General features: G+C 72.4%; 17 protein-coding genes. 8 read left to right on the plus strand and 9 right to left on the minus strand.

Features of this window, described 5'->3' with window-relative positions:
* Positions 1–22: 22 nt before the first annotated feature.
* Together CRP30_RS04865 and CRP30_RS04870 are read right to left on the minus strand one after the other, a co-directional pair.
* Positions 23–439 (minus strand): universal stress protein, encoded by a 417-nt coding sequence (locus CRP30_RS04865; protein WP_097182754.1) that lies wholly within the window; start codon positions 437–439, stop codon positions 23–25.
* Positions 436–1944 (minus strand): APC family permease, encoded by a 1509-nt coding sequence (locus CRP30_RS04870; RefSeq protein ID WP_097182755.1) that lies wholly within the window; start codon positions 1942–1944, stop codon positions 436–438. Before CRP30_RS04870 ends, CRP30_RS04865 begins: the two co-directional genes overlap by 4 nt.
* Positions 1945–2054: 110 nt before the next feature.
* On the opposite strand from CRP30_RS04870, the gene CRP30_RS04875 reads away from it, so the two are divergent.
* On the plus strand, positions 2055–3263 hold the full coding sequence (locus CRP30_RS04875; RefSeq protein WP_097182756.1) for a saccharopine dehydrogenase family protein: 1209 nt from the start codon (positions 2055–2057) through the stop codon (positions 3261–3263).
* A gap of 30 nt (positions 3264–3293) precedes the next feature.
* On the opposite strand, the gene gabT is transcribed toward CRP30_RS04875, so the two are convergent.
* On the minus strand, positions 3294–4652 hold the full coding sequence (gene gabT / locus CRP30_RS04880) for a 4-aminobutyrate--2-oxoglutarate transaminase (protein WP_097182757.1): 1359 nt from the start codon (positions 4650–4652) through the stop codon (positions 3294–3296).
* Between the two features lie 139 nt (positions 4653–4791).
* Between gabT and CRP30_RS04885 the strand changes: the two genes are divergently transcribed.
* Positions 4792–6297, plus strand: a complete 1506-nt coding sequence (locus CRP30_RS04885) for a PucR family transcriptional regulator (RefSeq protein ID WP_097182758.1) — start codon at positions 4792–4794, stop codon at positions 6295–6297.
* A gap of 57 nt (positions 6298–6354) precedes the next feature.
* Here the strand turns inward: CRP30_RS04885 and CRP30_RS04890 are convergent, their stop codons facing one another.
* The 4 genes from CRP30_RS04890 to CRP30_RS04905 all read right to left on the minus strand — a co-directional run bounded on the left by CRP30_RS04890 (position 6355) and on the right by CRP30_RS04905 (position 10590).
* Positions 6355–7401: an LLM class flavin-dependent oxidoreductase gene (locus CRP30_RS04890; RefSeq protein WP_097182759.1), complete on the minus strand. Its 1047-nt coding sequence runs from the start codon at positions 7399–7401 to the stop codon at positions 6355–6357.
* Entirely contained in the window at positions 7398–8945 is a 1548-nt protein-coding gene (locus CRP30_RS04895; protein WP_200814544.1) for an APC family permease, read from the minus strand. Before CRP30_RS04895 ends, CRP30_RS04890 begins: the two co-directional genes overlap by 4 nt.
* A 155-nt stretch (positions 8946–9100) precedes the next feature.
* The gene (locus CRP30_RS04900) at positions 9101–9820 is read right to left on the minus strand and encodes a cache domain-containing protein (RefSeq protein WP_097182760.1); all 720 of its coding nucleotides are present in this window, start codon (positions 9818–9820) and stop codon (positions 9101–9103) included.
* The gene (locus CRP30_RS04905) at positions 9817–10590 is read right to left on the minus strand and encodes a FadR/GntR family transcriptional regulator (protein ID WP_097182761.1); all 774 of its coding nucleotides are present in this window, start codon (positions 10588–10590) and stop codon (positions 9817–9819) included. The genes CRP30_RS04900 and CRP30_RS04905 overlap by 4 nt, the downstream gene beginning before the upstream one ends.
* A gap of 128 nt (positions 10591–10718) precedes the next feature.
* On the opposite strand from CRP30_RS04905, the gene CRP30_RS04910 reads away from it, so the two are divergent.
* From CRP30_RS04910 to CRP30_RS04925, 4 genes are all read left to right on the plus strand, one after another.
* Entirely contained in the window at positions 10719–12215 is a 1497-nt protein-coding gene (locus tag CRP30_RS04910) for a (Fe-S)-binding protein (protein ID WP_200814545.1), read from the plus strand.
* Positions 12216–12217: 2 nt separating this feature from the next.
* A complete protein-coding gene (locus tag CRP30_RS04915) occupies positions 12218–13789 on the plus strand; it encodes an FAD-binding oxidoreductase (RefSeq protein ID WP_097183148.1) in 1572 nt (523 codons plus the stop codon).
* Complete coding sequence (locus CRP30_RS04920) at positions 13776–14096, plus strand: hypothetical protein (protein ID WP_097182762.1); 321 nt, start codon at positions 13776–13778, stop codon at positions 14094–14096. The genes CRP30_RS04915 and CRP30_RS04920 overlap by 14 nt, the downstream gene beginning before the upstream one ends.
* Positions 14097–14198: 102 nt before the next feature.
* On the plus strand, positions 14199–15644 hold the full coding sequence (locus tag CRP30_RS04925) for a gamma-aminobutyraldehyde dehydrogenase (RefSeq protein WP_097182763.1): 1446 nt from the start codon (positions 14199–14201) through the stop codon (positions 15642–15644).
* A gap of 91 nt (positions 15645–15735) precedes the next feature.
* Here CRP30_RS04925 and CRP30_RS04930 read toward each other — a convergent pair whose 3' ends face one another.
* A complete protein-coding gene (locus CRP30_RS04930) occupies positions 15736–17268 on the minus strand; it encodes an APC family permease (RefSeq protein ID WP_097182764.1) in 1533 nt (510 codons plus the stop codon).
* A gap of 330 nt (positions 17269–17598) precedes the next feature.
* On the opposite strand from CRP30_RS04930, the gene speB reads away from it, so the two are divergent.
* On the plus strand, positions 17599–18627 hold the full coding sequence (speB, locus tag CRP30_RS04935; RefSeq protein WP_097182765.1) for an agmatinase: 1029 nt from the start codon (positions 17599–17601) through the stop codon (positions 18625–18627).
* Complete coding sequence (locus CRP30_RS04940) at positions 18624–20519, plus strand: primary-amine oxidase (RefSeq protein ID WP_097182766.1); 1896 nt, start codon at positions 18624–18626, stop codon at positions 20517–20519. Before speB ends, CRP30_RS04940 begins: the two co-directional genes overlap by 4 nt.
* Before the next feature lie 64 nt (positions 20520–20583).
* On the opposite strand, the gene CRP30_RS04945 is transcribed toward CRP30_RS04940, so the two are convergent.
* Positions 20584–21069: an Lrp/AsnC family transcriptional regulator gene (locus tag CRP30_RS04945; RefSeq protein ID WP_097182767.1), complete on the minus strand. Its 486-nt coding sequence runs from the start codon at positions 21067–21069 to the stop codon at positions 20584–20586.
* Positions 21070–21085 lie beyond the last annotated feature (16 nt).

The raw sequence follows: 21085 nt of genomic DNA on the forward strand, positions 1-21085 counted from the left end.
AAGGGGCGTCGGCGCGCTCCGCTCACCCCGCCGCGGGGACGCAGAGGACCGGGCGGTCGCTGATCTGCAGCAGCTTGTGCGGCACGGACCCGAGGACGGCGCCGCGCAGGGGGCTCTCGCCGCTCGTCCCGACGACGATGACCCGCGCGTCGTGCCGGTCGGCCGCCTCGACGAGTGCCTGGGCGGGCTTGGCGTCGAGCACCTCGACCACGGTCCGCACGCCGGCGGCGTCCACCTCGGCGACCGCCTGCTCGACCGCCTTCCGGCCCATCTCCGACAGCGCGCGCTGGTGGGCGCGGAACTCCTCCCCCATGCCGCCGGGCGGCTCGGCTCCGTAGACGAGGACCAGCGGCTCGTCCAGCCGGGCGGCGAGGTCGATGGCCATGGACAGGGCCCTGCGGGCGCCCGGCGACTCGTCGTACCCCAGGACGATGCTCACCGGAGCTCCTCGTCGACGAGGATGCGGTCGCCGGCGATCCCGGGCCGCTCCTGCCAGTACCGGGCGTCCTTGGCCCGCCAGACGAACATCACCACCAGGCCGGTGAGGAAGATCCCGACCCCGATCACCAGCGGCGGACCGACGCCGAGCCAGGCCTGCCCCGTGTAGGAGTTCCCCGGGTCGGACAGGTCGCGGATCGCGAGCCCCAGCAGCCAGATGAGCAGCGCCGAGCCGATCAGCGGCCCCACGCCGATGAGGAAGAAGGCGGAGACGCTGTGGGTCAGCCGGCGCCGGTGGTACACCGCGCAAGCGACGCCGGTCAGCGCGTAGTAGAAGGCGATGAGCAGCGACAGCGCCGTGATCGAGTCGAACAGGGCGTTCTCGCTGACGAGGCTGACCAGGACGAACCAGACGCTGGCGATGATCCCGACCCACCAGGTCGAGACGTCCGGCGTGCGGAAGCGCGGAGAGATGTGCCCGAAGCGCCGCGGGAGGGCGTGCCGGCGGGCCATGGACAGCGCCGTCCGGGACGCCGGCAGGATGGTGGTCTGCGTGGAGGCGATGGCGGCGGTCGCCACCGACAGCAGCACCACCCAGTCCCAGCCGCCCATGACCTCCGTGGACAGCAACGCGAAGATCGCCTCCTCCTCGCCGGCGTTCTCCGACAGGTAGTCGGTGCCGGCGAAGGCCAGGACGGCGGTGGTGACGCCGACGTAGGTGACCAGCAGCACCAGCGTCGAGACGATGGCTGCGCGGCCCGGCGTCTTCGTCGAGTCGCGGGTCTCCTCGGTGAGGTTGACCGCGGACTCCCATCCCCAGTAGGCGAAGACGCCCAGGAGGAGGCCGCCGGAGAGCGCCCCGGCTCCGGCACCGAAGGGGTTGAGCCAGTCCCAGCCCGGGTCCAGACCACCCAGGGGGCTGTCCCCGGACAGGCCACGGCCCAGCGCCACCCCGGCGAACACGAGCAGCGCCGCCGTCTGGGCGAGGATCAGCACGTTCTGCAGCCGTGCCGACAGCTCGGTGCCGAGCACGCAGATCCAGGTCATCAGCAGGATCAGCCCGACGGTCAGGACGAGGACGAGCGGCTTGTTCTCGGCCAGCGAGTCCAGGCCGACCGTGCGGAGCGTGAACACCACGCCCACGTTGGCCAGGGAGCCGATGATCAGGACGCCGGTCATCGTGATGGCCCAGCCGCCGATCCACCCGGCCCACGGCCCCATGGCGCGGGTCACCCAGGAGAACGTCGTCCCGCAGTCGGGATCGACCCGGTTGAGGGCGGCGAACGCGCCGGCGATGAGCACCATCGGCACGAACGAGGCCAGCAGGAGCCCGGGTGCGTGCACCCCGCCCAGGGCCACGAGAGCGCCGATGATCGCCGCGAGGGTGTAGGCCGGCGAGGTCGAGGCCAGCCCGATCACCAGGGCGTCGAGGAAGCCGATGGCACCCGGGCGGAGCGTCTGCTCCTCGTCGGGGCGGACGGCGGAGCGGGCCGGGTCCACGGTCATCCGACGGTTATCGCAGCCCAGACGCGGATCGGCAAGGGTTTGCCGGTATCAACACTGTTACGGCGACGGAAGTCGTGGCTAGGGTGACCGGGACACAACGGAGGTCCTGCATGCGCATCCTGCTCGTCGGTGCCGGTGGAGTGGGCGGAGCGATCACCTCGATCGCCGCCCGCCGGTCGTTCGTGGAGCACCTGGTCGTGGCCGACTACGACCCCGCCCGCGCCGACAAGGCCGTCGCCGCCACGGGGGACCCCAGGTTCGTGGCCGCGCAGGTGGACGCGACCGACGAGGCCGCGGTCGGGGCACTGCTGGCCGAGCACCGCTGCGACGCGCTGCTCAACGCGACCGATCCGCGGTTCGTCATGCCGCTGTTCCGGGCCGCCCTGGCCGCGGGGGTGCACTACCTGGACATGGCGATGTCGCTGTCCCGGCCGCATCCCGAGCGCCCCTACGAGGAGGTCGGCGTCAAGCTCGGCGACGAGCAGTTCGCCCTGGCCGCCGACTGGGAGGCCCGGGGGCGGCTGGCGCTGGTCGGCATCGGCGTGGAACCCGGGCTGTCCGACGTCTTCGCCCGCTACGCCGCCGACCACCTGTTCTCGGAGATCGACGAGCTGGGCGTGCGCGACGGGGCGGACCTGACGGTGCGGGGACACGACTTCGCGCCCTCGTTCAGCATCTGGACGACGATCGAGGAGTGCCTCAACCCGCCGGTGGTCTTCGAGCGGGATCGCGGCTGGTTCACCACGGCGCCGTTCAGCGAGCCCGAGGTGTTCGACTTCCCCGAGGGGATCGGCCCCGTCGAGTGCGTGAACGTGGAGCACGAGGAGGTGCTCCTCATGCCCCGCTGGGTCGACGCGCGCCGGGTGACGTTCAAGTACGGCCTCGGCGAGGAGTTCATCGACGTCCTCAAGACCCTGCACAAGCTCGGGCTGGACTCGACCACGCCGGTCCGCGTCGGCGGCGTCGAGGTGTCGCCGCGCGACGTCGTCGCCGCCTGCCTGCCGGACCCGGCCGGCCTCGGCGAGCTGATGGAGGGCCGGACCTGCGCCGGGCTGTGGGTGAGCGGCACCGGGACCGACGGCGAGCCACGGCAGGTCTACCTGTACCACGTGGTGGACAACGCCTGGTCGATGCGCGAGTACGGCGCCCAGGCCGTCGTCTGGCAGACGGCGATCAACCCGGTGGTCGCGCTCGAGCTGCTCGCCACCGGCGCCTGGCAGGGCGTGGGCGTGCTCGGCCCGGAGGCCTTCGACGCGGTGCCCTTCCTCGACCTGCTGACGGAGTACGGCTCCCCCTGGGGCATGCGCGAGGGGGGCTGACGGACCCCCGCAGGGCAGGGGTCCGTCACGTCACCTGGCGGGCGCCAGCTCGTCGAAGACGGCGTCCAGGACGTCGAGCGCCTCGGTGAGCAGCTCCTGGCCGATGACCAGCGGGGGCAGGAAGCGCAGCACGTTGCCGAAGGTGCCGGCCGTGAGCGTCAGCACGCCCTGCGCGTGGCAGGCCTTGGCGATGCGGCCCGTGAGCTCCGCGTCCGGCTCGCTCGTCCCGGCCTTGACCAGCTCGACCGCCAGCATCGCGCCGCGGCCGCGGACGTCACCGACCACCGACGTCCGCTCCTGCAGGGCCCGGAGCCGGGGCAGCATCGTGGCCTCGATGGCGCGCGCCGCCCCGGCGAGGTCCTGCTCGCGCATCGTGCGGATGGTGGCCAGGGCGGCGGCGCACGCCACGGGGTTGCCCCCGTACGTGCCCCCGAGCCCACCGGTGTGGACGGAGTCCATGAGCTCGGCCCGGCCGGTCAGCCCGGCCAGCGGCAGCCCGCCGGCGATGCCCTTGGCGGTGGTGACCAGGTCCGGCACGACGCCCTCGTGCTCGGAGGCGAACCAGGCACCCGTCCGGCAGAAGCCGGTCTGGATCTCGTCGGCGATGAACACCGCACCGGCCTCGCGGCTCCACTCGGCCAGCGCCGGGAGGAAGCCCGGCGCCGGGACGACGAAGCCGCCCTCGCCCTGGATCGGCTCGATGAGGACGGCGGCGACGTTGCCGGCGCCGACCTGGGTCTCGATCATCGCGATCGCGCGGGCCGCGGCCTGCTCCCCCGTCGTCCCCGGCTGGTCGCGGAACGGATAGGACATCGGCACCCGGTGGATGTCGGAGGCGAAGGGCCCGAAGCCGTCCTTGTAGGGCATGTTCTTCGCCGTCAGCGCCATCGTGAGGTTCGTCCGCCCGTGGTAGGCGTGGTCGAACACCACCACCGCGGTGCGCCCGGTGGCGTGCCGGGCCACCTTGACCGCGTTCTCCACGGCCTCGGCGCCGGAGTTGAACAGGGCCGACTTCTTCGCGTGGTCCCCGGGAGTGAGGGCGGACAGCTCCTCGCAGACGGCGACGTAGCCCTCGTAGGGCGTGACCATGAAGCAGGTGTGGGTGAACGCCGCGACCTGCGCCTGCACGGCGGCGACCACCGCGGGCGCCGCGTTGCCGACGTTGGTGACCGCGATGCCCGAGCCGAGGTCGATGAAGGAGTTGCCGTCGACGTCGACGATCACGCCGCCGCCGGCGCGCTCGGCGTAGACCGGCATGGTGCTGCCGACGGCGGAGGTCACCGCGGCCGCACGCCGGTCGGCGAGCGCGCGGGAGCGGGGGCCGGGCACCTCGGTCACCAGGCGTCGCTCCTGGGCCAGCGTGTCGGGGCCGGTGAGCAGGTCGGTCATGGCATCTCCTCGCGGGCACGGGATGCCCCCGTGCGAAGGACGGGGCGCCGCTCCAGCGTGGGCCGCGCGGCGGGCCGGCGGTACCGTCCACTCCGGCGCGGCACACGCGCCGGAGTGTCCACTTCGTCGAAGGGCGCCCGTGCCCGTCACCGTCGCCGGCCTGCTCGGCACCCCCTCGCTCGAGCTGAGGCTGCACACCCGCACCGCACCGGCGGACCGGCCGGTGTCGTGGGTGCACGTGAGCGAGCTGGCCGACCCGACTCCCTTCCTCGAGGGCGGCGAGCTGCTGCTCACCACCGGGCTCGCCCTGGCCCCCGGCGCCGCGGTCGGCGACTACGTGCGCCGGCTGGCCGACACGGGCGTGGTCGCCCTCGGCCTGGGCACCGGCCTGAGCCTCGCGGACGTGCCGGAGGAGCTGGTCACCGCCGCCGACGCCTGCGGCCTGGCGGTGCTCGAGGTCCCGAGACAGACCCCGTTCATCGCGTTGTCCCGGGCGGTCTCGGCCGCGCTGGCCGCCGACCAGTACGCGGCCGTCAGCCGCAGCTCGGCCGCGCAGCGGGAGCTCACCCGCGCGGCGCTGGCGGACGGCGGTCCGGGCGCCCTGGTCGACCGGCTGGCCGCGCTCATCGGGGGGTGGGCGCTGCTCTTCGACGCCGGGGGCGGTCTGCTGGCCGCCGCGCCGGCCGGCGCCTCGTCCCGGGCGGCGGGCCTGGCCGAGGAGATCGACCGGCTGCGCGGGCTGCGCGCTCCCGCCGGCGGCGCGGTGTCGCTGCCCGAGGAGACCGTGCTGGTGCAGTCCTTCGGCGCGCGGACGCGGGGTTTCCTCGCCGTCGGCCGGGGCGGACCGTTCCCCCCGGCCGACCGGCACGTCGTCAACGCCGCGGTCGCCCTGCTGACGCTGCGCATGGAGCAGTCGCGGTCCCTGGACACCGCGACGGCGACCCTGCACAGCGCCCTCCTGCGCCTGCTCCTCGCCGGGGAGGTCTCGACCGTCCGGCCGGTGGCGGAGGCGCTGGGGCACCAGCTGCCCGCGGAGCCGCTCCGGGTGCTCACCGTCCTGGGCACGGACGAGCAGCGCTCGGCCGCCGGCCACGTGGCGGCCGACGCCGCGACCCTCACGCGCGGGCACGTGTTCTCCGCGACCCAGGACGACGCCCTGGTCCTGGTGGTGTCCGACGACGGCGCGCTGGCCGACCGGCTGGGCGGCCTGCCCGGTCGGGTCGCGGGGGCAGCCGTCGGGATCTCCGCACCGGTGCCGTGGGCCCGGCTGACCGAGGGCGCCCGGCAGGCGCGGCAGGCGGCGGAGCAGAGCCGGACGACGGCCGGCCGGGTGACCGCGTTCCCCGACCTGGTGGGGCGAGGCCTGGCATCGGTGCTCGACCCGGAGCAGGTCGCGACCTTCGCCGAGGCGCTGCTCGCCCCCCTCGCGGCCGCCGACCGGGCCGGTCAGGGTGACCTGGTCGAGTCGCTGCGCGTGTGGCTGGCCCACCACGGCCAGTGGGAGCCGGCGGCCGCGCGGCTGGGCGTGCACCGGCACACCCTCCGCAAGCGCATCCGCCGCGCCGGCGAGCTCCTCGGGCGGGACCTCGACTCCCCGGGTGCCCGGGCGGAGCTGTGGCTGGCGTTGCACCCACCCGTCAGGTGACGTGCCGTCCCCTCCCGGGCGTCCGCGAGCCCCGCGGGCCCGGGAGGGGGCGCTGCCTCAGGTGAAGGCGGGCATCACTTCGTCGTGCAGCAGCTGCAGCTGCTCGTCGACGGTGGCGACCCCCGGGACGTCGCGCCCGGTGAAGGCCTTGACCAGCGACGCGTCGGTGATGGCGGCGATGAGGTGGTTGACCCCGGACGGCTCGATCTCCTTGATCTTCGCCGTCACCTCCTCCGGGGTGCCCGCGAAGGACAGCTTCTCCGCGATCTCCGGCGTCGTCAGCTCGATCCCCTTGGCCAGGTCCCCGGCACCGATCGCCTCGATGATCGGCGTGAGGCTGTCGGGATCGACGCCGTTGCGCTCGAGCTGCTCCGCCGGCATGGACGACGCGTAGATGCCGACCATGCTGCGCGCCGCATCCTTCGCCGCCGCCGAGTCACGACCCACGGCGAGCACCACCCAGGCTCCGAAGTCCAGCGTCGTCCAGTCCTTGCCGGCCCGGTCCGCGCCGATCCGCAGGTGCTCGGCCGCGTAGTCGTAGGCCTCGCGGGTGTAGCTCAGGGCGTGGTGGCAGCCGTCGGAGTGCTCGGCCGAGGCCTCGAAGGACTTCGGCCCCCGCATGGCGCCCATCTTCACCGGCACCCGCTCCTGCACCGGCCGCGCGAACGTGAACAGCCCGTTGTACTGGAAGAACTCGCCGTCGAAGGTGATCGCGCCGTCGTCGAGCAGCGTGCGGATCACCTGGACGCCCTCGATGACGCGTGACAGCGGCTTGGTGTTCTTCCAGTCGATGCCGTACTGGGCGAGCAGCCCGAAGTTGCCGCTCGACAGCACCACCTCGGCGCGCCCGCCGGTCAGCTCGTCCAGGGTGGCGGTCGCCTGGGCGATGAGCGTCGGCTCCCGGAGCACGACGCCGGACACGCTCGGCCCGAACCGGATGTTCGACGTCTGCTGGGCAGCGGCGGCGAACAGCAGCCACATGTCCTTGTGCCACGTCTCGTCGGCGGCGTAGCAGGCGTGGAACCCCAGCTCGTCCGCCAGCCGGATGGACCTCAGCGACTCCTCGAGCGGGTAGTCCGGGAGCATGACATAACTGAACCTCATCGCATCTCCTCACGTGCCTGGGCGCGGGCCTCGGGCGAGGCACCGCCTCGGATCTGCTGCAGCTGTCGCGCCACCTCGCGGGCGTCGCCCTCGGGGATGTGCGCAGAATGCCGGTCCGGCCGGGCCAGGGCCAGGTACAGCAGCCCGCTCCCCGCGACGACGGCGAGCCCGATGGCGACGATCCAGCGGTCGAGGAAGGTCTCGGTACCCGGTGCCGGCTTGATCAGCAGGACGATCGCGAAGATGCCGTAGGCCAGCGCGAGGACGTTGACGACGAGCCCGGCGGTGCCCAGGTTCCACAGGCCGGCGGGCCGCCAGCCCTTGAGCCGCTGGCGCAGCGCAGCGAGCACCACGGCCTGGAAGGAGACGTAGATGCCGAGCACGGCGAAGGCCGTGACGCGCGCCAGGATGCCTTCCTGGAAGTAGACGAACAGCGCGATCAGGACCGGGACGACGCAGACGACGAGCAGCGCGTTGGTCGGGACGGCGTGCCGGGACGAGACGTGCGAGAGCCAGCCGCTGGCCGGCAGCATGCGGTCGCGGGCGAAGGCGTAGAGCAGCCGGCTGCCCGCGGCCTGCAGGGACAGCACGCAGGAGAGGAAGGCGACGACGGTGACGACCAGGAAGACCTTCGAGCCCGCCGTCCCCAGGGAGTTCTCGAGGATCGAGGGGATGGGGTCGGCGTCCTCCCCGCTGATGATCGCCGGCAGGTCCGGTGCCGCCAGCACGTAGCCGGCGTAGGAGACGAAGCCGGAGACACCGCCGACCACGATGGTGAGGATCATGGCGCGCGGGATCTGCCGGGTCGGGTCGGCGACCTCCTCTGCCACGTCCCCACAGGCCTCGAAGCCGTAGAACAGGAAGAGCCCGGAGAGCGAGGCGGCCAGGAAGACCCCGAGGTAGCCGTCTCCCCCACCGGCCCCGAGCGAGTCGAAGAAGACCGAGAACGGCTGCTCGCGGCGGAACAGCAGCAGGAAGAGGCCGAGGGCGATGACGCCGATGAGCTCGGCGAGCAGGCCGATCTGGGCGATCCGGGCCAGGTTGCGGGTGCCGCTGTAGTTGACCGCGAAGGCGACGACCAGCAGGGCCACCGCGGTCGCGAGCACGACCGCCGGGGTCGCCTCCAGGTCGAACAGGGCGGCGACGAACCCGCCGCCGAACTCGGCGACGGCGGTGATGGTCACGATGACCGCCCAGATGTAGATCCAGGAGACGATCCAGGCGTACCGCCGGTTCCACAGCCGTCGTGTCCACGGGTAGATGCCGCCGGCCAGGGGGTACTGGGAGACGACCTCACCGAAGACGAGCGCCACCAGCAGCTGGCCGACGCCCACGATCACGATCCACCAGATCGCCGGCGGCCCGCCGATCGACAGGCTGTAGGCGAACAGCGAGTACACGCCGACCAGCGGCGAGAGGTACGTGAAGCCGAGGGCCATGTTCGCCCACAGACCCATGCTGCGGTGGAACTCGCCCGAGTAGCCGAGCGCGGCCAGCTGGGCCTCGTCGTCGATCGGACCGGGGGGTGATCCGGGTGCGGTCACGCAGCCTCCTGCAAAGGGGTGGAGCGGCCGACGGCGGATGCCGGGTGTGCCGCAGCCCACACGAACGCCGGGAAACCTATAGATACAGAGTTCACAGGACAAGACCGCAGCGTTGCGATCTCGTTGCATGTGGCCCTGGCCGGGTGCCCGCGCGGTCAGGCCCTCAGGAGCGTCGCGTCGCCGACCAGGTGCAACCGCCACGGGACGCCGGGGACGCCGGCACCGGCCCCCAGCGGATCGGCGCCCCGGGGCAGCAGGCTGCCGACCAGCCGCCGGGGTGCGGTCGACAGGACTACGCGGTCCTCGTCGTTGAGCAGCACGAAGGGGGCGGGGAGCCCGCCCAGGAGCGCCAGCAGGTGGTTCTCGAACCGGCGCACCGACACGTCGGCACCCACGACCCCGACGAACTCGCCGTCGACGACGACGGGCTCGGTCAGCGTCAGCAGGTAGCGGCCCGTCCCGTGCACGTCGACGTAGGGGCCCACCACGTGCCGGCGGCCGGTACGCCGGGGGACGTCGAACCACTCCGTGGCCGTGTAGTCGTAGTACCCGAGGCTGGTGGGCCGGAGGTCGGGCTCCAGGCTGCGCAGGGGACCGCCGCCGGGGTCGAGCTGCCACCACTCCAGGCGCAGCGGGAGCTCCTCGTCCGGGCGGGGTGCCACCACCAGGCCCAGCCCGACCGCGAGCTGGCCCGGCGCGTGCAGCAGCTCGCGGACGTCGTGGTCGAGGACCGTGCCACCGGTGTGCAGGCCGTCCCGCGCCGCCGGTCGCCGGACGGCGGCGTGCACCTGGGCGACCGTGCCGAAGACCTGCTCGACCACGTCGGAGACCGCGGCACGGACGCGCGCGATCTCCCGCCCCCCGGGCGACGTCACGACACCTCCCGCGCGGCGACGGCGCCGTCCCCGCCCGCCCGCAGGCGCAGCTCGATCGACCACAGCGTGCGGGTCTCGATGTGCTCCTCGGTGAGCCGCCGTGCCAGGCCGCCGTCCCGGTCCTCGATCGCGTCCACCACCGCCCGGTGCCCGGCGACCATCACGTCGAGCAGCCCCGGATCGGAGGCGGGCGGCCACGGCAGCTGGCCGAGCTCGAGGTGCAGGTCCATGACCTGCATCGTCAGCCGCACGGACTGCGCGCAGGCGGCCAGCTCGATGAAGTACCGCCCCTCGGCGCGCCGCTGGCCGGTGACGGAGTCGGCGATCGCCAGCCGGTCGACGATGTCGCGCAGCCGGGCGATCTCGGTACGCGAGGCCCGGCCGGCGGCGAGCCGGGCCGCGGCCGCGGAGACCGCCCCGTGCACGTCGCCCAGCTCGCGCAGGTCGGTGGTCCCCAGCTCGGCCAGCCGGGCGTCGGCCAGCTCGCCCAGGACGTCGTCCCGCGCCCGGACGAAGCTGCCGCCGCCCCGGCCGCGCCGGGTGACCACCAGGCCGAGCTTGCGCAGCTCCGCGAGCGCCTCCCGCAGCGTCATCGTCGAGACGTTGAGCATGGTGGCCAGATCGGCCTCCGGAGGCAGCTGCTCGCCGTCGCCGAGGAGGCCGAGCGCGATCGCGCTCCCGACGCGGCGCACGACCGCCTCGCTGCGGAGGGCGCCGTCGTCCAGCGGCGAGAAGACCGCACGACGGGCGTCACCGCTGAGCAGTTGCACGCACGCCTCCCGCCGGCCGGATGCCGCCAAGTGTTGCACCAGCGATACCCGTTCTTAACCGTTGATTCCATAGGTTTTGGCCGTTAGCGTGGCCCCCACCACTCAGCCCCCTGTGACGAGGAGCACCAGTGACACAGGTCGAGCCGGACCGCGCCGCCGAGGCGGACGCACTGTCCCGCCCCTTCACACCCGGGGCGCCGTCCAACCCACCCGAGCTGGCGGACTTCCCCGAGACCCTCGCCGGCCCGGTGCCTCCGCCGCGCCAGGACCCGAGGACCGCCGCGTTCGTCGAGCAGTGGCGCAACGCCTCGTACAACTGCTACTCGTCCGGGCACAAGTTCTGCCGCGAGGTCTGCCCGGTCACCCAGGTCGAGCGCAACGAGTCGTGGACGCCGACCGCGTTCCACGCCAACGTCGTGGCCATGGAGCGCGGTGAGCTCGACATCGAGGACATCGCGGCCGACTACGTCAACTGCACGCAGTGCGGCGCCTGCGAGCTGCGCTGCCCCAACACGCTCTTCACCGGCGACTTCTACCGGTTCCGCACCCGTACCGTCGACGTGGTCAAGGCGGTGCGGTCCCTCGCCGTGGAGAGCGGCATCCACCAGCCGAACTGGCAGATCTGGAACGAGCGCACCGATCTGCGCACGCACGAGCCGGTCCTGGGCGAGACGCCGGTGAACCAGGAGAAGGTCCGCGACTGGGCCGAGGGGCTCGATCTCCCGATCGGCGGTGAGACGGTCCTGTTCGTCGACTGCGAGGCGGCGTTCTACCGGACGTCCGTGCCGCGGGCGGTGGCCCAGATGCTGCAGCTGGCCGGCTACGAATTCGGGCTCATGGAGGACCAGTGGTGCTGCGGCGGCCCGGCCGCCGAGATGGGCTACGCCGACCAGGCCCAGCGCTTCGCCCGCCACAACCTGGACAACTGGCGGAAGACGGGCACGAAGCGGCTGCTGGTGCTCGACCCGCACGACTACATCAGCTTCACCGAGGACTACCCGAAGTACTTCGGCGAGGAGTTCGACATCGAGGTCGTGCTCGTCATCGAGGTGCTGGCCCAGCTGCTGCGTGCGGGGAAGCTGACCCCGTCGGTCCCGGTGGACCGGGCGATCACCTACCACGACCCGTGCCGGCTCAACAAGCGCAAGGGCATCTGGGAGGAGCCCCGCGAGCTGCTCCGCGCCATCCCGGGGCTGAAGTTCGAGGACGTCGACCGGGTGACCCAGTGGTCCTACTGCTCCGGCGGTGGCGGCGGGCTGCCGATCGAGAAGCCCGAGCTCACCGCCAAGATCAGCGCGATGCGGCTGGAGCGGGCCGCGGAGCTCGACGTCGACACGCTGGTCAGCGCCTGCCCGTGGTCGGAGCGGCCGCTGAGCGAGGCCGGTGACGCCGAGGACATCGACGTCGTCGACCTGCACGAGCTGTTCGCGCAGTCGCTCGGGATCACCGTCGGCGGGTCCCGCGGCGACGTCGGCGACCGGCGGCTGGCCCAGGAGCGCACCGGCGTCCCGGGGCGGGCGCGGCGGGAGCACGGCAGCAGCCGCGGTGGCTGCGGCGGTGGTGGCGGGGGCTGCGGCGGCGGGTGCGGGAACGGTTCCGGCGGCTGCGGGTGCGGGGGGCACTGACCATGACGATCACCGAACCGGCCGGGCCCATCGGCACCGCGCCCTTCACCACCGAACCACTCAGCGACGACCGCCTCACCGCCCTGGTCCGGGCGCTGCGACCGGTCCTGGCCGACGACCAGATCCTGCTCGCCAAGACCGACCGCTACAACCGCGCCCGCGTGCCGGCGCCGTTCCCGGTGCACCGGTGGGCCGAACGGGTGCCCGACGTCGTGGTCATGCCCACCTCGACCGAGCAGGTGGCCGCGGTGGTGAGGATCGCCAACGAGATGCGCATCCCGGTCGTCCCGCGGGACGGCGGCACGGGGCTGACCGACGGCGCGGTCCCCCACCGCCGCGGGATCGTCGTCGACGTCAAGAAGATGAACCAGATCCACGAGCTGGACCTGGTCAACCGGACCGTGACGGTCGGCACCGGCATCAGCATGATGAAGCTCAACGAGCGGTTGGCCAAGCACGGGCTCTTCTATCCCGACGACCCGGCGTCCTACCCGTGCTCGCTGGTGGGAGGGAGGATCGGCACCAGCGGCTGGTCGCTCATCGGCTCCCGGTACGGGCACACCCGCGACCTCGTGCTCAGCTTCGACCACGTGCTGCCCACCGGCGACGTCCTGCATGTCGGCGACGGCATCGGCCGGAAGATCAGCAAGTCCTCCAGCGGCTACTCCCTCAAGCACCTGTTCATGGGCCACCAGGGCACGCTGGGCATCGCCACGAAGGCGACGCTCAAGTTGTTCCCCAAGCCGGAGGCCGAGCTCTCGCCGTTCTGGGCGTTCGACAACTACGAGGACGCCCACGCCTGCACGGGTGCGCTGGCCCGTGCCGGGGTGGCGACCTTCGCCGGCGCCGTCCTCTTCGACGAGCACAAGGTTGCCTACCTGCGTCGCGACGACGAGGCCTACATCCCGCAGCCGGCCGACGTCCGGGCGCTGGTCTGCTCGGTCATGTACGGCTACGAGGACGAGGTGCGGGCCGGCGGCAAGCGGCTGTTCCGCATCGCCAAGGAACACGGCGCCCGCTACCTCGGCGACGAGATCTCCGAGGGCGACTGGGCGGCCCGGCACGACCGGTACGCCACGCCGCTGCACGGGCGGACCAAGGACGGCCAGGTCATCCCGATGTCCTGGCACTGCGAGGACGCCGCGGTCAACTTCTCCGCCGTCCCGGCGGTCAGCCGGGCGTGGCACGAGATCCTGGCCGACCTCCGGCGCAAGACCGACGTCTTCGACGACTGGGGCATGTTCGCCTACACCTCCGCCGCCACCGGGGTCGACTACCTGACCGAGATCGACGTCGGCATCTGGGAGCAGCGCCTGGACGACAAGGCCTGGGCGGCATGGGTGAAGGCCAAGCGGGACATCGGCGCGGTGGCGCTCGCCCACGGCGGCTCGATGAGCGCCTGCCACGGCTCCTGCCGGGAGGGCGAGGTGGACCTGGTGCCCGAGGAGCTCGGCCGCGGCTTCGACGTGATGCTCGACGTCAAGCGGTCCCTGGACCCGAACAACATCATGAACCCGGGCAAGTACCTGCTGGACCGCGCGTACGGGAGGGACACCACCGATGAGAACCGATGACCAGCCGACGGGCCCGTCCGCCAGCGCGCCCTACCGCTTCGCCGAGCAGCACACCCCGCCGGCGCCGGTGCGGGTGAGCGAGGTGGCGCAGACCACCTTCGAGCACGTCTACGAGGTCGACCCGCGGCTGATGGAGGTGCACGTCCTCCAGCAGGTGTTCCCCAACTGGGACACCCTCCGGATCATGCGCAGCCGGGCGGACCACCTCGCCTGGATGCACACGCACTTCGCGGAGAAGGTCATCACCGGGTCGGAAATCCTGGCGGAGATCGAGCGCGAGAGCACGCCGGTACCACCACCCCTCTAGGACGCCACCTCTCGAGGCGTGACTTCTGCGGATAGCGTGCCGATCCCGGCTGCGCGCCACGCGGACTGGCGCCGCGCCCCCGTCCAACGATAGGAATCAGTCGTGAGCGACAAGCTGGAGCTGCAGAACTTCGTCGGCGGCGAGCACGCCGGCACCGCCGACGGCCACCGGATGGACCTGGTCGACCCGAGCACCGGCGAGGTCTTCGCGTCCGCGCCGGTCTCCGGGGCGGAGGACGTCGACCGCGCCTACCGCGTGGCCGCCGACGCCTTCGAGACCTGGCGGGACACCACCCCGTCGGAGCGGCAGCAGGCGCTGCTGAAGCTCGCCGACGCGGTCGAGGAGCACGCCGAGGAACTGGTCGCGCTGGAGAGCCGCAACACCGGCAAGCCGATCGGCCTGACCGCCTCGGAGGAGATCCCCCCGATGGTCGACCAGATCCGGTTCTTCGCCGGGGCGGCCCGCACCCTGGAGGGCAAGGCCGCGGCCGAGTACATGGCCGGGCACACCAGCTGGGTCCGCCGCGAGCCGATCGGCGTCGTGGGCCAGGTGACGCCGTGGAACTACCCGATGATGATGGCGGTCTGGAAGATCGCGCCGGCGCTGGCGGCCGGCAACACCGTCGTCCTGAAGCCGTCGGACACCACCCCCGCGACGACGCTGCGGCTGGCCGAGCTCGCCGCCGACATCCTCCCCGCGGGCGTCCTCAACGTCGTCTGCGGCGACCGCGACACCGGCCGGGCGCTGGTCGAGCACAAGGTGCCCCAGCTCGTGGCGATCACCGGCTCCGTCCGGGCCGGCATGGAGGTGGCCGGCGCCGCGGCCAAGGACGTCAAGCGGGTGCACCTGGAGCTGGGCGGCAAGGCGCCGGTCGTCGTCTTCGACGACGCGGACCTGGAGGCGGCCGCCGAGGCGATCGCCGTGGCCGGCTACTTCAACGCCGGCCAGGACTGCACCGCCGCCTCCCGCGTGCTGGTCGCCCCCGGCATCCACGACGACTTCGTGGCGGCGCTGACCGAGCAGGCGAGGAACACCGCCACCACGTACGCGAACGGCGCCACGGACGAGGACGCCATGGTGCCGCCGGTGAACAACGCCAACCAGCTCGCCCACGTCACCGGCTTCCTCGACCGGGCACCCGACCACGCGGAGATCACCGCCGGCGGCCACCGGCAGGGCGACCGCGGCTTCTTCGTCGAGCCCACCGTCGTCGCCGGGCTGCGGCAGGACGACGAGATGGTGCAGCGGGAGATCTTCGGCCCGGTCATCACCGTGCAGCGGTTCACCGACGAGGACGAGGCGGTGCGCTGGGCCAACGGCGTCGAGCTCGGCCTGGCCTCCAGCGTGTGGACGAAGGACTTCGGCCGGGCCATGCGGATGAGCAAGCGGCTGGACTTCGGGTGCGTGTGGATCAACACCCACATCCCGCTCGTGGCCGAGATGCCCCACGGCGGGTTCAAGCACTCCGGGTACGGCAAGGACCTGTCGATGTACGGGCTCGAGGACTACACCCGCATCAAGCACGTCATGGCCAACATCGAGAGCTGAGCCGCGGCCGCGCCGACGGCGACGGAGCGCACCGACGCCCCCTTCTGCGGCTCAGAAGGGGGCGTCGGCGCGCTTCACCGGCAGGCGGGAGTCAGTCCTCGAACACCAGCGCCGGGGTGTCGGTGCGCAGCGTCTCGCCCCGGAAGAACTCCGGGTGCTTGGCCCGCCACACGAGCATGAGCACGGCGCCCAGCAGGAGCAGGCCGATGCCGATGACGAAGACGCTGCCGACGCCGAACACCGACGACCCGCTGCCGTACGCCGGGTCGAGCGTGTCGACGGCGGTCTGCACGAACACCGCCGTGAGCATCACCGCCCCCAGCAGGGGGAACACGCCCTTGAAGACCAGGTCGCGGGCGCTGCGGGTCAGCTCGCGCCGGAAGTACCAGACGCAGGCGTAGGCGGTCAGGCCGTAGTAGAAGCAGATCATCAGGCCGAGTGCGTAGATCGTGTCGATGAGGACGTTCTCGCTGATCAGCGTCATCCCGACGTAGAAGACCGCGGTGCCGATGCCGGACGCCAGGGTCGCGGTGGACGGCGTCAGGAAGCGCGGGTGCACGTCGCCGAACCGCTTCGGGATCGCCCCGTAGGTGCCCATCGCCAGCAGGGTGCGGGCCGGCGGCAGGAACGTCGTCTGCAGCGACGACGCCGAGCTGGCGACCACGGCGAGGAAGAGCAGGAACGCCAGGCCCGTGCCCATCACCGGGTCGGCGAGCGCGGCGAAGACGTTGGCCCCCGTGTCCTCGTTGCCGAGGCCGGTGCCCTCGTCCCCGATGCCGGCGTACATCTGCACGGCGATCGCGGTCACCAGGTAGGTCACGACGATGACCGCCATGGACAGCAGCGCCGCCCGGCCCGGCGTGCGCGCGCTGCCGGAGGTCTCCTCGTTGACCGTCAGGCAGGTGTCCCAGCCCCAGTAGATGAACAGCGAGAGGGAGAGCCCCGCGGTGAAGGCGCTGAACGAGCCGATCGCGGTCGGGTCGAGCCAGGACAGCTCGAACGGGATGCTGTCGGGCGCCGAGCCGGTCTTCGCCAGCGCGAGCACCACGAACAGGGCGAGCACCGCCATCTGGAAGCCGACCAGGACGTACTGCACGCGCTTGGTGGTCTGCACGCCGCGGTAGGCCACCCAGGTGGCCAGGGCGACGAACGCCACGCAGGTGAGGACGTTGACGAGCTTGTTGCCGCCCAGGTCCGCCAGCCACGCCGACCCGGTCAGCTCGCCCAGGAGCAGGTAGAAGAAGGAGACGGCGACCCCGGCGAGGCTGGACAGCACGATGATCGTCGCCAGCAGCGCACCCCAGCCGGCGAGCCAGCCGACGTAGGGGTTGAAGGCCTTGGTCGCCCACGTGAAGGACGTCCCGCAGTCCGGCGCGACGCGGTTGAGCTCCCGGTAGGCGTAGGCCACCAGCAGCATCGGCAGGAAGCCGGCGAGGAAGATCGCCGGCATCTGCAGCCCCACCTCGGTGACGGTCGGACCGAGGGTGACGGTGAGCGCGTACACCGGCGCGATGCTGGAGACGCCGAGCACGACGCTGGCCAGCAGGCCGACGGAGTTCTTCGACAGGCCCTTCGCGCGGAGGTCGCCGGCCGGTGCGACCGGGGCGTGGGGGTCGAGCGACATGCGGGGTCCTTGTCTCGAGGCCCGATCTCGGGGCGGCGGTGCGGGGTCCGGAACAGCGAGCGGTCGCCCCGGCGTGTCCTGCGTCACGCAGAGCCAGCCAGCTCACCGCGACCGGCGGAAGCGGCCACCCTGTCCACCGGAGGCCGGCAGAGGTGCCGATCCGGCACACCGGACGGCGTCCGAGGCGGCCGGGAGGCACTGTTCCGCACCACGGTTTCCGTCGTGTTTCCTCGTACGGACCACCGGTTCGGTCGTGCACCACCTGTCGACCGGCCGGATACGCATGCCATGCTGAGGAGGCCCGGACCCCGCACGACAGGACCGCACCCCATGCCCCGTTACGGCGCCCAGTTCGGGCCCGACGTCACCTACCTGGGTGTCGAGCGCTGCGACCTCGACGACCCGGCGTCCTTCGCGGGTGCCGACGTCGTCATCGTCGGGGCGCCCTTCGACGGCGGGACGTCGCACCGCCCCGGGACGCGGTTCGGCCCGCAGGCCATCCGCATGACCGACTACCTGCCCCACGACGGCTCGCGCCCGAGCCTGGCGCTGCGCACCGACGGCCTCCAGGACCTCCGCGTGCTGGACGCCGGGGACGTGGAGATGTACTCCGGCGACATCGAGACGGCGCTGCCGGCGCTGGAGGCCGCCGTCGAGAAGGTCGCCCGCGCCGGGGCGATCCCCGTCGTCCTGGGCGGCGACCACTCCATCGCCTTCGCCGACGCCACGGGCGTCGCCAACGCCCTCGGCCACGGCCGGGTGTCGATGCTGCACTTCGACGCCCACGCCGACACCGGAGACATCGAGTTCGGCTCGCTGTGGGGACACGGTCAGCCGATGCGCCGGCTGATCGAGTCCGGCGCCCTGCGCGGGGACCGCTTCCTCCAGATCGGCCTGCGCGGCTACTGGCCGCCGCCGGCGACCCTGGACTGGATGGCCGAGCAGCGGATGCGCTCCTACGAGATGACCGAGATCGTCCACCGGGGGCTGTCCGAGTGCCTCACGGAGGCCTTCGGCATCGCGACGGACGAGTGCGAGGGCGTCTTCCTCTCGGTGGACATCGACGTCTGCGACCCCGGGCACGCGCCCGGTACCGGGACGCCGGAGCCGGGCGGTCTCACCGCCCGCCAACTGCTCGACTCCGTCCGGCGCATCTGCCTCGAGCTGCCCGTCGTCGGGGTGGACGTGGTCGAGGTGAGCCCGCCCTACGACCACGCCGACATCACCGCGGCCCTGGCCAACCGTGTCGTCCTCGAAGCACTCTCCGCCATCGCCCGCCGCCGCACCGGCGTCCCGCACGACCCCTCCCTCCCTCTCCTCGCCGACCGCCCCACCACCACCCCGGAGACCTCCGCATGACCGCGCACCCGCTGGACCCGCTGACCGCCGACGAGTTCCGCGCCACCGCCGCCGTGCTGCGGCGGGACAGGGGCGTCGACGAGCGCTGGCGGTTCGCCGCCATCGAGCTGCGCGAGCCGGCCAAGGACGTCGTCCGCGCGTTCACCCCCGGCGACCCGATCCGCCGCGAGGCGCGGGTCACCTGCTGGAGCCGCGACGAGGGCACGACGTACAAGGCGCTGGTCTCGCTCACCGACGATGCGGTCGTGTCCTGGGAGGCCGTGCCCGGCGAGCAGGCGAACATGACCGTCGACGAGTGGCACGAGGCGCACGAGGCGCTGATCGCCCACCCCGACGTCATCGCCGCCCTCGCCCGGCGCGGCATCACCGACCTGGACCTGGTGCTCATCGACACCTGGGCCTACGGGCACTCCCTGATCCCCACGGAGTTCCAGGACCGGCGGGTCGGCTGGACCGACGTGTGGCGCCGCTCCACCCCGACGGGCAACCCGTACGCCAACCCGGTGGACGGCCTGCACTTCGTGGTGGACATGAACACCATGGAGCTGCTGCGGATCGAGGACGACGACGCCCCGCCGGCCGGTGGGTCGCGGATGGGCGAGTACACCCCGGACCTGGTGCCCGGCCTCGTCCAGCGCACCGACGTCAAGGCTCTGGAGATCACCCAGCCGGAGGGTCCCTCCTTCACCCTCGACGGCAACGAGCTGCGCTGGCAGAACTGGACGATGCGGCTGGGGTTCAACTACCGCGAGGGGCTGGTCATCCACCGCGTCGGTTACCGCGACGGCGAGGACGTCCGGCCGATCGCGCACCGCCTGTCCTTCGCCGAGATGGTCGTCCCCTACCGGGACCCCAGCCCGGACCACCACCGCCGCACCGCCTTCGACATCGGCGAGTGGGGGCTGGGTTTCATGACCACGTCCCTGAAGCTCGGCTGCGACTGCCTCGGCGACATCACCTACGTCGACGCCGTCCTGCACGACAGCCGGGGCGAGCCGTACACGATCGAGAACGCCATCTGCCTGCACGAGGAGGACGACGGCGTGCTGTGGAAGCACGTCGACGAGCGCGCCGGATCGGAGGTGCGGCGGTCGCGGCGGATGGTGGTGTCCTTCCACGCCACGGTCGCGAACTACGAGTACCTGACGTACTGGCGCTTCTACCAGGACGGCACGATCGAGTGCGAGGTCCGCGCGACCGGGATCATGGTGACCAGCGCCTTCGACGGGGAGGTCCCGCCCACCGGCACCGTCGTCGACGACCGCACCTACGCCCCGTTCCACCAGCACTTCATCGTCGCGCGCATGGACATGGAGATCGACGGGCCGGAAAACACCGTCGTCGTCTCCGAGAGCGAGGCGGTGCCCGTCTCGGACACCAACCCGCACGGCCTGGCGCTCGTGCAGCGCAGCCGGCCGCTGCTCACCGAGTCCGAGGGCAAGCAGGACCTCGACTGGGCCAGCCAGCGCGGCTGGAAGGTCGTCAACCGGAACCGGCTCAACCGGCTGGGCACGCCGACCGGCTACAAGCTCGTCGCCTCCGGGTCCTTCCCGGCCCTGGTCGACCGCAACTCCCCGATCATGCAGCGGGCCGAGGTCATCGACCACACGCTGTGGGTCACGCCGTACGCGGAGGAGGAGCGCTGGCCCGCCGGCGAGTTCTGCAACCAGAGCCGCGGCTCCGCCGGGCTGCCGGAGTGGACCTCGGCCGACCGGCCCATCGCCGACACCGACATCGTGCTGTGGCACGTCTTCGGCATCCACCACATCCCGCGGCCCGAGGACTGGCCGGTCATGCCGGTGGACATCGTCTCGTTCTCGCTCAAGCCGTGGGGGTTCTTCGACCGCAACCCGGCGCTCGACGTGCCGCCCAACCCGTCGCGCTGCCACTAGGAGGACCTCTCTGCCCCCCACCGCTCGCACGCTCGCGGCGGGACCCTGCAGCGAGGCCGGCCGCTCAGCTGTCCGGGGCGCCGGTGCGGCGGGTGCCCCAGGCGTAGGTCTGCTTGCGGAGGCCGAGGTACATGAACGTCTCGGTGGACTCCACGCCCTCGATCGCCCGGATCCTGCTGACGATGCCCAGCAGCTGGTCGTCGTCCTCGCACACGGTCTCGGCGAGGACGTCGAACGAGCCCGCGGTGATGACCACGTAGTCCACCTCCTCGAAGGCGGCCAGCGCGTCGGCGACGACCCGGGAGTCCCCCCGCGTCCGCACCCCCACCATCGCCTGCCGGGCGAAGCCCACCTGGAGCGGGTCGGTGACGGCGACGATCTGCATGATCCCGGCGTCGAGCAGCCGCTGCACGCGCTGGCGGACGGCGGCCTCGGACAACCCGACGGCCGCGGCGATGCGCGCGTAGGGACGGCGGCCGTCCTCCTGCAGTTGCTCGACGATCGCGCGGGAGACGTCGTCGAGCACCAGTCCCCGGTCCCGGATCGTCACGCCTGCCGCCTCCTGA

Source organism: Blastococcus haudaquaticus, from assembly GCF_900230285.1.
Classification (GTDB): domain Bacteria; phylum Actinomycetota; class Actinomycetes; order Mycobacteriales; family Geodermatophilaceae; genus Blastococcus_B; species Blastococcus_B haudaquaticus.

Excerpts from the sequence above, each read along its gene's own strand:
- speB (WP_097182765.1), top strand. The coding sequence starts at position 17,599 with ATGCCCCGTTACGGCGCCCAGTTCGGGCCCGACGTCACCTACCTGGGT.
- CRP30_RS04890 (WP_097182759.1), bottom strand. The coding sequence starts at position 7,401 with ATGAGGTTCAGTTATGTCATGCTCCCGGACTACCCGCTCGAGGAGTCG.
- CRP30_RS04920 (WP_097182762.1), top strand. The coding sequence starts at position 13,776 with ATGAGAACCGATGACCAGCCGACGGGCCCGTCCGCCAGCGCGCCCTAC.
- CRP30_RS04940 (WP_097182766.1), top strand. The coding sequence starts at position 18,624 with ATGACCGCGCACCCGCTGGACCCGCTGACCGCCGACGAGTTCCGCGCC.
- CRP30_RS04875 (WP_097182756.1), top strand. The coding sequence starts at position 2,055 with ATGCGCATCCTGCTCGTCGGTGCCGGTGGAGTGGGCGGAGCGATCACC.
- gabT (WP_097182757.1), bottom strand. The coding sequence starts at position 4,652 with ATGACCGACCTGCTCACCGGCCCCGACACGCTGGCCCAGGAGCGACGC.
- CRP30_RS04930 (WP_097182764.1), bottom strand. The coding sequence starts at position 17,268 with ATGTCGCTCGACCCCCACGCCCCGGTCGCACCGGCCGGCGACCTCCGC.
- CRP30_RS04915 (WP_097183148.1), top strand. The coding sequence starts at position 12,218 with ATGACGATCACCGAACCGGCCGGGCCCATCGGCACCGCGCCCTTCACC.
- CRP30_RS04870 (WP_097182755.1), bottom strand. The coding sequence starts at position 1,944 with ATGACCGTGGACCCGGCCCGCTCCGCCGTCCGCCCCGACGAGGAGCAG.